The 15,221-nt window shown below is 37.6% G+C and carries 9 protein-coding genes; 4 read left to right on the top strand and 5 right to left on the bottom strand.

Features of this window, described 5'->3' with window-relative positions; all coding sequences use genetic code 11:
• Positions 1-95: 95 nt before the first annotated feature.
• A complete protein-coding gene (gene fusA, locus EGI24_RS05660) occupies positions 96-2,207 on the bottom strand; it encodes an elongation factor G (protein ID WP_255047385.1) in 2,112 nt (703 codons plus the stop codon).
• Between the two features lie 287 nt (positions 2,208-2,494).
• On the opposite strand from fusA, the gene EGI24_RS05655 reads away from it, so the two are divergent.
• Positions 2,495-2,803 carry a DUF3467 domain-containing protein gene (locus EGI24_RS05655; protein WP_255037397.1) on the top strand — a complete coding sequence of 103 codons (309 nt, stop codon included), beginning with the start codon at positions 2,495-2,497 and terminating at the stop codon, positions 2,801-2,803.
• A 205-nt stretch (positions 2,804-3,008) separates the two neighbouring features.
• Here EGI24_RS05655 and EGI24_RS05650 read toward each other — a convergent pair whose 3' ends face one another.
• The 4 genes from EGI24_RS05650 to EGI24_RS05635 all read right to left on the bottom strand — a co-directional run bounded on the left by EGI24_RS05650 (position 3,009) and on the right by EGI24_RS05635 (position 7,441).
• Positions 3,009-4,148 (bottom strand): hypothetical protein, encoded by a 1,140-nt coding sequence (locus EGI24_RS05650; RefSeq protein WP_255047384.1) that lies wholly within the window; start codon positions 4,146-4,148, stop codon positions 3,009-3,011.
• Positions 4,145-5,119, bottom strand: a complete 975-nt coding sequence (locus EGI24_RS05645; protein WP_255047383.1) for a DUF2157 domain-containing protein — start codon at positions 5,117-5,119, stop codon at positions 4,145-4,147. Before EGI24_RS05645 ends, EGI24_RS05650 begins: the two co-directional genes overlap by 4 nt.
• Before the next feature lie 135 nt (positions 5,120-5,254).
• A complete protein-coding gene (locus EGI24_RS05640) occupies positions 5,255-5,923 on the bottom strand; it encodes a DUF1080 domain-containing protein (protein WP_255047382.1) in 669 nt (222 codons plus the stop codon).
• Between the two features lie 75 nt (positions 5,924-5,998).
• On the bottom strand, positions 5,999-7,441 hold the full coding sequence (locus tag EGI24_RS05635; protein ID WP_255047381.1) for an alpha-L-fucosidase: 1,443 nt from the start codon (positions 7,439-7,441) through the stop codon (positions 5,999-6,001).
• Between the two features lie 138 nt (positions 7,442-7,579).
• Here EGI24_RS05635 and EGI24_RS05630 point away from each other — a divergent pair, with 138 nt between their 5' ends.
• The 3 genes from EGI24_RS05630 to EGI24_RS05620 all read left to right on the top strand — a co-directional run bounded on the left by EGI24_RS05630 (position 7,580) and on the right by EGI24_RS05620 (position 15,050).
• Complete coding sequence (locus tag EGI24_RS05630; RefSeq protein WP_255047380.1) at positions 7,580-10,135, top strand: hypothetical protein; 2,556 nt, start codon at positions 7,580-7,582, stop codon at positions 10,133-10,135.
• Between the two features lie 212 nt (positions 10,136-10,347).
• A complete protein-coding gene (locus EGI24_RS05625) occupies positions 10,348-13,431 on the top strand; it encodes a SusC/RagA family TonB-linked outer membrane protein (RefSeq protein WP_255047379.1) in 3,084 nt (1,027 codons plus the stop codon).
• Between the two features lie 14 nt (positions 13,432-13,445).
• On the top strand, positions 13,446-15,050 hold the full coding sequence (locus EGI24_RS05620) for a SusD/RagB family nutrient-binding outer membrane lipoprotein (RefSeq protein ID WP_255047378.1): 1,605 nt from the start codon (positions 13,446-13,448) through the stop codon (positions 15,048-15,050).
• The last annotated feature ends 171 nt before the right edge of the window (positions 15,051-15,221 follow it).

The following is a 15,221-nucleotide window of genomic DNA, read 5'->3' as shown; positions in this document are numbered from 1 at the left end:
CAAAGGTTAAAGTCAAATCTACGAATTTTATCGCACAAAAAAACAGCTCCCATTGCTGAGAGCTGCTCTTTTTATAACAATCTAAACGAAATCTCTTAGTTTCCTTTTTCTTTCTTAATAACACCTTCGGCGATGTTGTTAGGAACGAAATCGTAGTGAGAGAAAGTAAGGTTAGCTGTAGCACGACCTGAAGACATAGTTCTTAGGTCAGTTACATATCCAAACATCTCCGACAAAGGAACATCAGCCTTGATCACTTGAGATCCAGCTTTGGTGTCCATACCTTTCATCATACCTCTACGACGGTTCAAGTCTCCAGTGATTGGTCCAGTGTACTCATCAGGCGTCAAAACCTCCAGAGCCATGATTGGCTCAAGCAATTTAGCACCTGCTTGCTTACCAGCCTCACGGAAGCCCATACGAGCAGCCAATTCAAATGACAATGAGTCTGAATCGACGTCGTGGAATGAACCGTGGAACAATCTAACTTTGAAAGAGTCAACTGGGAAACCAGCCAAAGGACCAGTTTTCATAGCCTCTTTAAAGCCTTTCTCGATTGCAGGGATAAATTCACGAGGAATAACACCACCCACGATACCGTTTACAAACTGTAAACCAATTTTCTTCTCTTTTCCTTCTTCGTCGTCGTCTCTTGGACCGAATTCGAATACGATATCTGCAAATTTACCTTTACCACCAGATTGTTTTTTGTAAACTTCACGGTGTTCAACAGTCTTAGTAAATGTCTCTTTGAATGCTACTTGTGGAGCACCTTGGTTTACTTCTACCTTAAACTCACGACGCATACGGTCAATGATGATCTCTAAGTGAAGTTCACCCATACCTCTCATGATAGTTTGACCAGTTTCTTCGTTGGTTTCAACGGTCAAAGTTGGATCTTCTTCAATAAGCTTAGTGATCGCTTTAGAGAAGTTATCTTGATCAGCCGTTTTCTTAGGCTCAATAGCATAACCGATAACGGGATCAGGGAATACCATTGATTCAAGAACGATTGGGTGTTTTTCGTCAGAAAGCGTATCTCCTGTTTTGATATCCTTAAATCCTACAACGGCTGCAATATCACCCGCCTCAAGAGCGTCGATTTGATTTTGCTTGTTGGCGTGCATTTGGAATATACGAGAAATACGCTCTTTGTTACCCGAACGGTTGTTCAATATATATGAGCCTGAAGGCAATGTACCTGAATAAGATCTAACAAAACACAAACGACCAACAAATGGGTCAGTGGCGATTTTAAACGCTAAACCTGCAAATGGCTCTTTAGCATCAGGTTGACGGATGATTTCAGCACCCGTATCAGGATTAGTGCCTTTGATACCGTCTCTATCTAATGGCGATGGCAACAAGGCCATTACCAAGTCAAGCATAGTTTGTACACCTTTATTTTTGAATGACGAACCGCACAACATTGGTACAATCTTCATGTCAATCACAGCAGCACGCAAAGCGGCCAATATTTCGTCTTCGGTGATAGAGTTTGGATCTTCGAAGAATTTCTCCATCAAAGTCTCATCATAGTCAGCTACTGCCTCCAATAGATTCTCTCTCCACTCAGCTACTTCTTCCAACATATCTTCAGGAATCGGCACCTCTTGGAACGTCATACCTTTATCGTGTTCGTTCCACACCATTCCACGGTTGTTGATCAAGTCAACCACACCTTTGAAATTTTCTTCACCGCCGATAGGCAACTGAAGTGGAACTGCATTAGAGCCCAACATTTCTTTCACTTGCTTACACACGTTTAAGAAGTCAGCACCCGAACGGTCCATTTTGTTTACGAAGCCCAAACGAGCCACGTTATAATTGTTGGCCAAACGCCAGTTTGTCTCAGATTGTGGCTCTACACCGTCCACTGCACTAAACAAAAACACCAAACCATCCAATACTCTAAGCGAGCGGTTTACCTCAACGGTAAAATCCACGTGACCTGGAGTATCTATAATATTGATATGGTAGTCGTTGTCTCTGTATTTCCAACCAACTGTTGTAGCTGCAGAAGTGATAGTGATACCTCTTTCTTGCTCTTGCTCCATCCAGTCCATAGTAGCACCGCCGTCGTGTACTTCACCGATCTTGTGGTTAACACCAGCGTAGTAAAGAATACGCTCTGTAGTGGTGGTTTTACCGGCGTCAATGTGGGCGGCAATACCAATGTTTCTTGTAAATTTTAAATCGCGAGCCATTATTTGTAATTTGTTTACGGATATTCTAATCCAGATTACTATCGAAAATTTTTGATTTCAGTTTCGGGCTGCAAAATTATGAAAAAAATGCAGAAGATAAAACAAAAGCGGAGTAATAGTTTGATAAAAGCCAAAAATGTGCTAAGAATCTCATTTTTAGGCAGAAAAACGCATCAAATGAAGCAAAAAATTAACCTTATCTTAACTGTTGCGTAAGATTTTGAGATAATTTTTCGTTTATAAATAAACATTTCATAGCTTTGATTGACCAATAACGAATAAATAAAATGGAGGAAGAAGAAAATCAAATCAATATAGAACTGTCTGAAGAAATGGCCGAAGGTGTTTATGCCAACTTGGCCATGATAGCCCACTCAAACTCAGAGTTTGTGGTGGATTTTATCAGACTGATGCCCGGCGTGCCAAAAGCCAAAGTAAAATCGAGGGTGATTTTGACGCCAGAACACGCACAAAGATTGCTACTGGCACTGCAAGACAATATCAGAAAATACGAAGCCAATTTCGGTGAAATCAGACAATCCAATGACCCCGTTCCGTTTCCGATGAACTTTGGTGGGCAAATGGGTGAGGCGTGATGAGGGGTTCATTTTTAGGAAATTTTTGAAAAGAGCTTTTTAGGAGCTCTTTTTTTGCAGAATTGAATTATTTTGCTCTATGATGGTTCTTCCATCGTTGTGGTGAAAGGCAAGTTTTACTTGCTAAAACTGCAATTCATTTCAATAGAAATTACAGTGTTTTCAGGTCTGACCTAGCGGCCGACCGCTAATTGTTACGAATTCATTAATATTTCCCATCTGCCCCTGCCCCACCAGCATCTCCTCCGCCAAATTTAAAGGTGTCGTCAGATGTTTTGGTTTGAAAAGCTTGTGCTACTAAAATCGTCTCCAGTTTTTGTAACTTTCCTAGTTCTTCGGCTTCCGAGCTTAAGTTAAACTTAGGTGTTTTGAAATATTTTATACAAAATACCGAAACGCCTATCAATATTGCTCCGCCAACGGTCAAAGCCCATTCAATTGGCATAACCGAATAGTAACTCCGATAGGTGAAAACAGAAAAACCAATACCTAAAAGCCCCATTATGATGGCATTGCGTTGTTTTTTTCTTGCTCCTAAATAAAGATAAATGAATGGCACAAGAAAAGTAAATATCCAGAAAATAACTGAGAAAGGTATTTCTACCGACGGAGATTGATTGTTTAACAGGGCATTGGCTTCTCTCACCACAAAATAATTTCCGCTCAAATAAAACACTGCCAAGGCCATTGTTTCAATAACGAATTGTGCATCTGCATAATAAATGATTTTCTTCTGAGACTTTGAAATAAAATAAGCAGCGGCCGAAAGGGTCATCATTATAAATGGCAGCAATGTTTTTCCCCAAGAAAAGGTATTTGAAAACAGAAATATAAAGAAGAAAAAACTCACAAAAGCTCCAAAAGAAACTAATGGATCTGCGTAACGAATTAACGCCGGAATCAGCATCACTAAAAAGAGAAGTGGATACAAATAATCGATAAGATCGAAATTAAAGAAAGACAGTATGCCCGTAAACAAAAAGCCAATAGCAGAATACAATAATGCATTGTCAATACCCGAACGATAGAGTTTATTGCGTTTGATGAAATGTTCTAAAACAATTACGGCAAGCACAGAAAATATCACTAAAAACACACCCATAGTTATATTGTCAGACCCTACACCAAGCAATGCCAAAAATATACCTGACGAAAAGGAAATTGCAATCCCAGTAAATAGAAAAAGACCAATTTTAATGAACCAATTGGGGTCATAAAAATCTTCTGCTACTTCTTCATTACATTTTTCTAGTTCGGCTTGGCTAATCAAACCTTTTTTAAACCATTCGATAAACGATAATTTGTTTGCCAGGTTTTCTACCCAAGTTTCGTTATAGGCTTTCATACATTTTTTGATTTAGAAATTCCCAAAATCGATTTTACGTTGAATAAAAAATAAACCACAGCACCACAAGAAATCATGAAATAGAAAAAGGAGAAAAACAGATATTGGTCAAAATTGAAATTAGAAAAAACATAATAAGTGAAGCCAATGTAACCATAGATAATCCCCATCAGGAGCAATAAATAAGACTTGGTTTGGCGAGCATGAAATATGGCAACAGCACTCATAGCCAATAATAAAAGTAGATGAATAAACTTCCAATCAAAACTAAAAAGAGCTGTAAGGGTAGAAATAAAAGCCACATTGGCTCCAAAGAAATAATAGGTAAACGCAAAATGTTTTTTCTTGTCTTTCCATTCTGATAGCCAGCCTATCAAAACCAATAAAACTCCAAAAGCTATGCCTGTATAAACAAGGTCATTGGTAATAATATCGAAGGTTTTGAAAAGACTTATAGGTGCTATACTCAAGCCCAGCCACGAACCAGCTGCAGTTATAGCCATGGATAAAATGCCACGGTGGTCAAAAAAATAAGATACGCCAAAAAACAAAACAGCTGGAATAAATGTAGCCAAACCATACCTTTCACCAAAGAAATTGTATTGATATTGAAGATAACCCTCCAAAACCAAGAAAAGCACGCAAGCTCCGAGCAAAGAATATTCAGATAAAAAAGAAGCACTTTTGACTTCTTCCCAGGTAAAAGGCGTTCGGTGTTTATAAGAATACCAAAAACAAACTAAACAAAAAATAGCAATGAACCCAATCAGTACTGAATGACCAATGGAATCGATGTTTTGGTATATTAATATTCCCAAACCTCCACCTAAGCACGAAATGCCCAGATACAATAAACTCCGAAGTTCCCAGAAAATGGAGACAGGCTTTTGGTTTTCATATGCGATTATTTGAGACGCTTTCTCGCTCGAAATAATGTTCTTTTCGAGCAATCGATCTAGGAGTGTATGCATGATTTATCCTCATAATGGTTGCAACGAATTTACAACAAAAATTATAGGTTAAATCAGATTCTGTAAAATTCGTATTTGGAAAAGCTTTATTTATAAAAATAGAAATGCAAAAAAAATGGCCTTTCGGCCATCTTCTTATAATTCTTTAATCCTTATTTTTCTGAACGACACCATATCTCCGTGGTCTTGAAGGGATATTTTTCCCTTGGCGTGAGCTTGGGCATAAGGCCATTTTGCAAATTTGCTACCTGCCACATCATCTGCCCATTTTACACTTCCGTATTCATAAGAGGCAGTCTTAGTACCGTTTACAAAATGCTCAATTTTATTATTTTTGATAACCAATTTCCCTTTATTCCATTCGCCGGCTGGCTTTACTGCTTTCAAATCCAGCGGAGGCTGAATATCATAATTGGCACCAGTTTTTTGTACGTCTTTTATTTTGTCAGGATAATTTACATCATCAATAATCTGAAATTCTGGTCCAGAAGCATAAGGAGCAAAAAGCTCTTTGTTGTTGGCGTCTTCGATCACTTTATATATAACACCACTATTTCCTTTTGGAGCACATTTAAACTCAAACTCAAGAACATAATCGCCATATTCTTTGTCGCTAACCAAATCACCGTTGCCGCCATGTGTCATTAACACACCGTCCATTACATGCCAGCCTTTAACACCAGTTTGTTTCCAAGTATGCCATCCATTGGTAGTTTTTCCGTCGAAAAGGTTGACCCATTTATTCTTTTGGGCCGAAACAGATAAACTCAACAAAATCAATCCTGCTACAAATATTTTTTTCATCTTTAAGGTTTGTTTTTTTTATAAATATAAGTGTTTTTTTAAAAACTTACATAAAAATCGGATTTACGATTTGTTTTAGAATTCATACTTTAAAGCCAAGGCGGGCTCACTTTTGTATTTTTCTATCCATTTTTTTGAAATCCAAACGGTGGTTTTATCACCCTTGGTTTCCCATTTCAAAGTTTCTTTTTCACCAACTATCGTTATAATCGTTCCTTTTTTTGGAGAATTACCCTGCCAAGTAATCGTTTCCTTTAAATAATCTTCAGGGGTAATTTTTTGTATAGCATACGCAAAATTCTCCTTACTTTTTGTGAAGTAGACATTTCCAGATTGAAAATTTTCTAAACTTCGGGTTCCGTAAATCGCTTCTCCAAATTTACCCAGCCAAATGCCGATTTCGTTTAACCTACCAATTTGTTCTGGCAAAAACTCACCTTCGGCGGTTGGTCCTACCCCAAGTAGTAAGTTTCCACCTTTGGCGACAATCTCAATCAAAGTATGAATTACAGTAGAAGCTGGTTTAAAATTGTCATTTGGCACAAAGCCCCAAGCTCCTCCCAATGTTATACAACTCTCCCATGGATTTTCGGACCTTTCTTTGGGTATGGCCTGCTCCGGGGTACGGTAGTTTTCATATTCGCCATGTACGGTTCTGTCCACTATCAAAATACCATCTTGGTTTTTTCTAACCATATTGGCTACTTTGGTCATGTTTATTTCTTGGTCAAAATCTGGAATTGGAGCTCCCCAAGCCCTAACCTCATCTGTTACGGTATTTCTTGGCCTTACCCAGCCACCATCCAACCAAAGTATATCTATTTTGCCATAATCATTCGTAAGTTCGTTGAGTTGATTATAGGTATATTCTATGAATTTGTTCCAACGCCACGGATTTTTCCTGATGTCATAGTTCACATTTCTGTTTGGTGTAGCATGTCTGTCCCACCAAAAATACTGTGAGTGCCAGTCAGGTTTTGAATAATATGCTCCAATTAAGAAATTCTGTTTTCTAAATGCATCGAAAACAAACTTTGCCACATCGGCTTTGGGGTTTTCTTTAAAAGGCCCGTTCGAAATTTTAAAATCCGAAAACTTCGTATCAAACATATTGAAGCCATCGTGGTGTTTAGTCGTAAAAACCAAGTATTTCATCCCTGCAGATTTAGCAGCCGAAGCCCAAGAATCTGGATTAAATTTTACTGGATTAAATGACTTATTTAGTCCCCAATACCATTTTTTGTATTCGGCATAATTGCTCGAAGAATCACGGGTAATCCAGTCTTCATCACACAAACTCCAAGACTCTATGATACCAGGAACGGCATACAAACCCCAATGTATGATTATGCCAAACTTTTTATCTCTCCAGTTTTCAAGGTTTTCAGCAACTTTCTTTTCTTTAGGATATTGATATTCTGTGGATGCTGGGTGGATGGTAGATTGTGAAAAGCCCAAATTAAAAAACACTAAACCAACGAATAAAAATGAAAATACTTTTCTACAAAAACCAACCATCTCTGATATAATGTATTTATTTTGTTATTAAAAAATTTTAATAAAATTAACAGTTTATATAAATAAAAAGTTAATTATTACTTAATGAAATAATAAAATAGTTAACTTTTGAACTAAATTTGGCTATAAATCTAAAATATGCTTCATAAAGCACTCTGGATATTACTTTTATTTTTTAGCCAAAAAACCTTGGCTCAAGAATATGGCTTGGAATTTATGGGCCATGAGGTAAATCCTGACCAAAGGACATCCTTGACCATAGGAGAGCTTCAAGAAATCTGTTTTGATGAAAACTTTGAGCTTAGCTTTGAGTTGAAGTTCAAAAAAAGCGTCGTTTCATATTTTGGTTATATTTTTAGAATGGTGAACGCTGAAAACCAAAACATTGATTTACTGTACAACTCAAGGAATACCGAAAAATTTAGAATTGTCAACAAAGATTTGAGTTTGACCTCAAACTTTGGCCTTGATTCATCAAAACTTTACAACCGCTGGTCGAAACTTAGGTTTCTGTTCAATCATAAAACCAAAGAATTGAGTATTTATGAAGGCACTAAATTCTTAGAAAAAAAGGTCATCGCATTTAATGAAAAGAATTGCTTAAAAATATATTTTGGCGGAAATAAAAACACCAAATTTGCCACAAAAGACGTTTTACCGATGTATATCAGAAACGTCACACTTTCAAAAGGGGCGAAAGTGGTTAACTTTTGGAAGCTCAATGAGGTTAGTGGAAATGTTGCCAAAGAAAGCGTAAACGCTAGTAGTGGAATAGTAACCAATGGTTCATGGATGCTTGTTAGACACTACGAATGGCGAAAACGAATAGATTCTACATTTAAAGGTCAAACTACATTTTATTTCGATAGAAGTTTAAATCATTTCTTGATACATTCTGATGAAGGAAGTTTTTATTTCAATGAAAAAAAATCTGCAACAATCTCTCGGCCTTTCAACAAAAAGCACAATAAGTTTACGTTTGGCGATCAAAGTTATTTTCTAAAGGAATCACAAAACGGGGTAAATGTCCGCTTAAATCAAAAGGAGATTTATTTCTATGATTCAAAAACCAACTCGTGGAATACTCCCGCAAATCTAAACCCCGAACTCACCGAATATTGGCACCATAATCAGTATTTTTATCCGGAAGACACAGCCATTGTGCTGATTGGAGGTTATGGTCAATACACTTACAAAAATAATTTTCAGAAATACTCCTTCTTAAAAAAGGAGTGGTCAGAACTTAAAATGAATGGAGATAGGCTTGAACCTCGCTATTTGTTTGGAATTGGCCATACCAAGAAACTTGATAAATCTTACATTTTTGGTGGCTATGGTTCCAAAACGGGGGAACAAGAAATAAATCCACAAAATTTTTATGACTTATTAGAAATTGACTGGAAGAAACTTTCGATAAAAAGAATTTACACCTTAGAATCGCCTGAATATCCTTTTGTAGCAGTAAAATCAATGGTAATTGACGAGAAAAACCAGGTTTTTTATGCCCTAATTTATAACCAACTCAATTTTAAAAGCTCTCTACAACTCGTTAAAGGATCACTTATCAAGCCTGAGTATGAGATTATCGGCAAGCCAATACCTTATGACTTTCAGGACGTTGCCAGTTCTGCGGACTTGGCATTTGACGAAGAAAATCAAAAGTTGGTTTGTGTTACCAATCATTTTGAAAGATTAAAAAATCTATCTTATGATAAAGTTTACACACTAGATTTCCCCCCAGCAAACAAAGATGCCTCCATTTCCCAAACAAAAAATAATGTTGTAAAATGGCTTACTATTTTGGCAATCACACTGATTGTTTTAGTGCTTTTAGTCTTAGGAATCTTCTTTTTTAGAAAACGAAAAAGCAAAATCCAATTGGTTTCAAAATCTGAAGAAAACTTTGATAATTCTAAAATTCAAATCCACGCAATTCCCGTTGAAAGCTCAATAGAAAAAGAAAATGTAAGGAGTAAGCTAATTCTGTTCGGAGGTTTTCAATTTTTAACCGCTAAAGGCGAAGATTTGAGTGTACATTTTACACCTTTGGTAAAAGAGCTGTTTTTGTATTTATTGTTAAACTCCATCAAATGGAATAAAAGCGTAAATTCACAACAACTCAATGATTTGTTTTGGTATGATAAAACCACCACCAGTGCCAGAAACAATCGTTCAGTAAATCTTACCAAACTAAAGGTAATTTTTGAGCAGGTCGGACATATACAAATATCAAAAGAGTCGGGCGATTGGCAGATAATATTTGATCCTCTCCATGTTTTTGTGGACTATTATGACTTTTTGAAACTCACCGACGAAAAGAAAAACCTCAGCAAAGAAGAAATTAACCTCCTTACAAAAATTGTTTCAAGGGGCAACTTCCTTTTCAATCTCGAATATGAATGGCTCGAGCCTTTCAAGTCTGAAATATCCAATAGGGTAATTGACGCCTATACTTCATATTCGAAAAATCTCAACTTTGAAGCCGACGCCCAAGAAATTATCGAAATCGCCGACAGAATTTTTGTTTTTGACAAGGTAGATGAAACCGCCATGGAAATGAAATGCAAGGCATTGGTTGTCCTTGGCAAACATTCACTCGCACAAAAATGTTATGAACATTTTGAAAAAGAATACCAGCTTCTTTACGCCGAAAAATTCAATAAGTCGTTCAAACAAATCATAAACGGCATTTAATCTCAATTTGAATCAATTTAGCATACACTAAGGGTAATTACAGTCCCAAAATATTTTATTATTTAATTTAATAAGAATAGGGTTTTTATTAAAATAATTCAAAAATTAACTCAATCTTACTCCTGCATTAAGTATTTATTAATTTTAAATTAAAGGTCAAGATTAATTTGCAGGAAGTTTTTTAAACCTTGAAAATCAAATTTTACTCATTTATGAAAAAAAATCTATTCAAAGTAATGATGTCGTTTCTCGTTACTTTGATGGCCGTGCAGTCGTATGCACAAGACGTAGCCATCAAAGGTAAAGTAACTGACGACACAGGAAGCCCGATCTACGGAGTAAACGTTGCCGTAAAAGGCACAACAAAAGGAACCATTACAGACAGCAACGGAGATTACAGTATTTCAGCTGCCAAAGGAAGCACTGTTATTTTTAGTTACATTGGTTTTGCTGCCACAAACGTGGTTATCGGCAATGCATCTACAGTTAACATTAGTCTCAAACCAGATGCAAGTATCTTAAACGAAGTGGTGGTAACTGCTCTTGGTATTTCTAAAGAAGCCAGAAAAGTGGGTTATGCCGTAACTACTGTAAGCGGCGACCAAATGATCAAAGCCAGAGAAACTAACGTGGCTTATTCAATGGCCGGAAGAGTAGCTGGTTTGAACATATCCGGAACAAACGGTGGTTCAGGCTCATCAGCAAGAATCTTGTTGAGAGGTATGGCCAGTTTCGGTGCTAGTTCTCCTCTTATTGTTCTTAACGGTGTGCCTATCGACAACACCCAAAGAGGTAGCTCGGGTGAGTGGGGTGGATCAGACAACGGTGATGGTATCTCAAACCTTAACCCTGATGACATCGAAAATATGTCAGTACTAAAGGGAGCCTCGGCTTCGGCACTTTATGGTGCTCGTGCTGCCAACGGTGTGATCTTGATTACTACCAAATCAGGTAAAAAAGGCAAAATGGCCATTGACTACAATCTAAACACTGTAGCTGAGCAAGCCATCAATTTTACAGACTATCAGTACGAATACGGTCAAGGACTTAACGGAAAAAGACCTGACAACGTAACCAGTGCTTTGAATAGCGGTATGTTGAGCTGGGGTGAGAAATTGGATGGAAAATCTACCATTCAGTTTGATGGCAAAAGCTATCCTTACTCCGCCGTAAAAGACAACATGAAAAACTTCTACCGTACAGGTAGTTCTATCACAAACTCTATTTCGCTTTCTAGCGGAACTGAAACTGGTAGCTTCAGACTTTCATTGGCCAACTTGAACAACAACTCTATTCTTAGAAACAGCGGTTTGACAAGAAGAACCGCTAACTTCACCGGAAATCAGAAATTTGGCAAAAAACTGACCATTGATTTGATGGCTAACTTTGTGGATGACTTCAACAACAACAAACCACAATTGAGCGATGGCCCTATGAACGCCAACAATATTAACTTCTTGGCTACAAACGTAAGCGAGATGGCCTTGCAACCTGGTTACAATGCAGCTCTTCCTACTGGAAACGAAATTCAATATAACGACGATATCTATGTAACCAACCCTTGGTTTGTGGTTAATCGTTATGAAAACGACGTGAAAAGAAAAAGGATGATATCAGCAATACAAGGTAAGTATGACATTACAAAAAATATTTACGGTTTGGTAAGATTGGGTTATGACTATATCAATGACGGATTATTTAAAATAACGCCAACTGGTACAGCTTATTCAGGCGGTAACGCTGGAGGTCTAGACGATTTGGCGAAATCAACAACTATAGAAATGAATGCTGATGCGATATTGGGCGGAACATTCAAAATCAATGATGATTTCGGTATTGACGCACTAGCCGGAGGAACTATTCGTAAAAACGAATACGACAGAGTGAAAATAGGCGGTGGTCCTTTCGTGATTCCTTTTTTCTATAGTCCTTTTAACGTTTTGAATTTCAACAGAGACTATTCGTATGCTAAGAAACAAGCGAACTCAGGCTATTACTCGTTAGATTTCAACTACAAAAACATGTTGATTCTTTCGACTACTGGTCGTTATGATGCCTTCTCTACATTGCCTACAAGCAACCAAGGTATATTTACGCCATCGTTCTCTTTGAGCTATGATTTCACAGAAGCTTTGAAAATGGACAAATTGACTTATGGAAAACTAAGAGCGTCTTACGCAGTGGTTAGTGGTGAGCCTTTGAGCCCATACTCAACTTCACAATACTACAGTGTTGGTTCGGCAATTCAAGGAATCACTACTGGTTCATTTGGAGGTAGTCTTCCAAACTTATTCTTGAAGCCATTTACACTTACTGAGTTTGAAGTAGGTACTGAACTTAAGTTTTACAAAAACAGATTGGGTATTGACTTAGCGTATTTCAACAGAAAAACCAACAATGAAATCATAAATGGCTCATTGTCAGAAGCTACAGGTTATTCTTCTCAATTGATTGGTACTGGTTCAACTCAAAACTCAGGTCTTGAAGTATTGTTGACTGGCGTTTTGGTAGAAACCAAAGATTTGAAATGGACGAGTTCATTAAACTTTACAAACATCAAGAATAAAATCCTTGAAATCAATGGATCAGGTTCAGAGAATCAGCAATTAGGAATGGGTACTTACCGTCCTTTGAATGCAAACATTGCAATTATCAAAGGAATGCCTGGCCCACAAGTAATGGCCAATGACTACACTTACCTTAACGGTAAAATAGTGGTAGATGCATCTGGAATTCCGGTACAAAACGGAACTAGAACTGCAATGGGATCTGTATTACCTAAAGTATATGGTGGCTTGAACAACGAAGTGAGCTACAAAAACTTCAACTTATCGTTCTTGATTGACTACAGATTTGGAAACAAAATCTTGTCAGCGACAAATTATTACACGACTTTCAGAGGTTTGAACCAAATCACTTTGGAAGGACGTGAAACAGGTGTAAAAGTGGACGGTGTAACGGCTGACGGTCAAGCCAATACTAAAAGTGTTCCAGCTCAAACATACTACCAAAACTTGGCAAGAAGAATTTCAGCATTGAATGTATTAGATGGAGATTTTATTAAACTAAGACAAGTAACGTTAGGATATTCTATCAAACCAAGTGTATTCGGACGTCTTCCTATTAAATCAGCCGAAATATCTATTGTTGGTCGTAACCTATTGACTTTGTTCAAAAAGTCGGACAACATAGATCCTGAAGCTGGATTCTCGTCTCTAATAAACTATGCTGGTATAGAAGGTAACAGTTTGCCATCTACTAGAACTTATGGATTAAACCTAAATGTTAAATTCTAAATCGTAAAAGAAAGATGAAAAAATTCAAATATATATTCTTATTGATTTCAGTTTTTACACTTTCGTGTACGGACAACTTTGAGGAAATCAACACAGACCCGAACAACACGAGTGCGGCGGTTTTTAACCCAAATTATCTTTTGGCACAGTCGCAGTATGACTACAGCAACACAGGTTATTCACAATTACTTTTCCAAAGTATGTGGTCGCAAGTATTGGCTTCCACTTTCTCTTATTATGGAAATGGCGACAAATATGTAGCTTCTGGAAGCTTTGATGCTTACAAAGGCCGTGTTTTTGAAGAGACCTATCGTGCTGCTACTAAGGTTTATGAAATGCAAAATCTTACCAAAGACAATGCAGAGCTTTCGAACCTTTACAACATTGGTACCATAATGAAAGTATTGTGTATTGCCAGAATCACTGATACTTATGGTGATGTGCCTTACACAGAAGCTCTTAAAGCAAAAGAAGGCATAACACTTCCTAAATATGACGACCAATCGACCATATATCCAGGATTGTTAGCTGAACTTGAAAAAGCAATCGCTGCATTGAGTACATCAAAAGCTGGCCCAACGAATGACCTCATGTTTAAAGGAGATGTAAACAAGTGGAAAAAATTTGGTAACTCTTTGATGCTAAGAATGGCCATGAGATTGGTAAAAGTTGATGCGGCTGCCGCTAAAGCTTGGTCTGAAAAAGCAGTTGCGGGTGGAGTTTTCACGAGTGCTGACGATAACGCCAAAGTACTGACCGATGCAAGCTCACAAAGCAACAATACAACGGGAGCATTGAGAGTAGGTGACGATTACAGAGAAGTAAGATGGAGCAAAACTTTCATGGATTACTTAAAAAACACAAAAGACCCAAGAATCAGTGCGATAGCCGAAGTTTCACAACCAGGCCTTGCAAACAACTCGAACCAAGAGCTAGCTGGCGATAACGCAGAGGCCATACAAATAGGTCTTCCAAACGGTTATGATTTAAATGGCGGTGCTACAGACATTGCTAAGCATCCTCAGTATCCAGGTGCTTCTGGTACTGGTACTGATGTAGCTAAAGTGGGTAAATATTCAAGACCAAGAACATCAGTTTTCTTGAGCAGAAGTGGTGTCAACTTTGTTTTGACATACGCCGAAACCGAATTGTTGCTTGCTGAAGCGAAAGTTAGAGGTTTTTCAGTTGGAGCTGCTACAGCTGCTGACCACTACAAAAATGGTGTGAAAGCTGCAATAGCTTCTTTAGCACAGTTCAATTCTTCGGCGGGTTCTGATGCTGCTATAGCAGATGCATTGAGCAAGTCTGATGCATTCTTGGCTGCTAATCCGCTTTCTACAGCATCTGTAGAGGCTTCGTTGAAACAAATCAACGAGCAAATTTGGGTAGCAACTGGTACTACTTTCAACTTCATTGAAAACTGGAACAACTGGAGAAGATCTGGTTATCCAGCTTTGACCCCTGTAGTTTATCCAAATGGATTCTCAAATGGTCAGATTCCAAGAAGAGTACCTTACATACTAAATGAAGCTTCTTACAATGAAGCAAACTATCGTGCAGCAGTTGCAAAACTATCTGGTGGCGATACCTTCACTGGAAGAGTTTGGTGGGATAAATAATCTTCATAGAATATACACTTTTTAGAGACGGGGCTATTTTAGCCCCGTTTCTTTTTTTTGAAAGCCTATCTTAATTTTATGCCTCCACATCAAGAAAAAAAATGTATATTTATTCTTGAAAAAAAAACCCAAGTACAGTTTAACTAATTAAAAAAACGGTCCATTAGGCAT

This window comes from Lacihabitans sp. CS3-21, from assembly GCF_024343675.1.
GTDB lineage: Bacteria > Bacteroidota > Bacteroidia > Cytophagales > Spirosomataceae > Leadbetterella.
The sequence above is the reverse complement of the archived record's forward strand: the minus strand, read 5'-3'. Positions and strand labels throughout refer to the sequence as shown.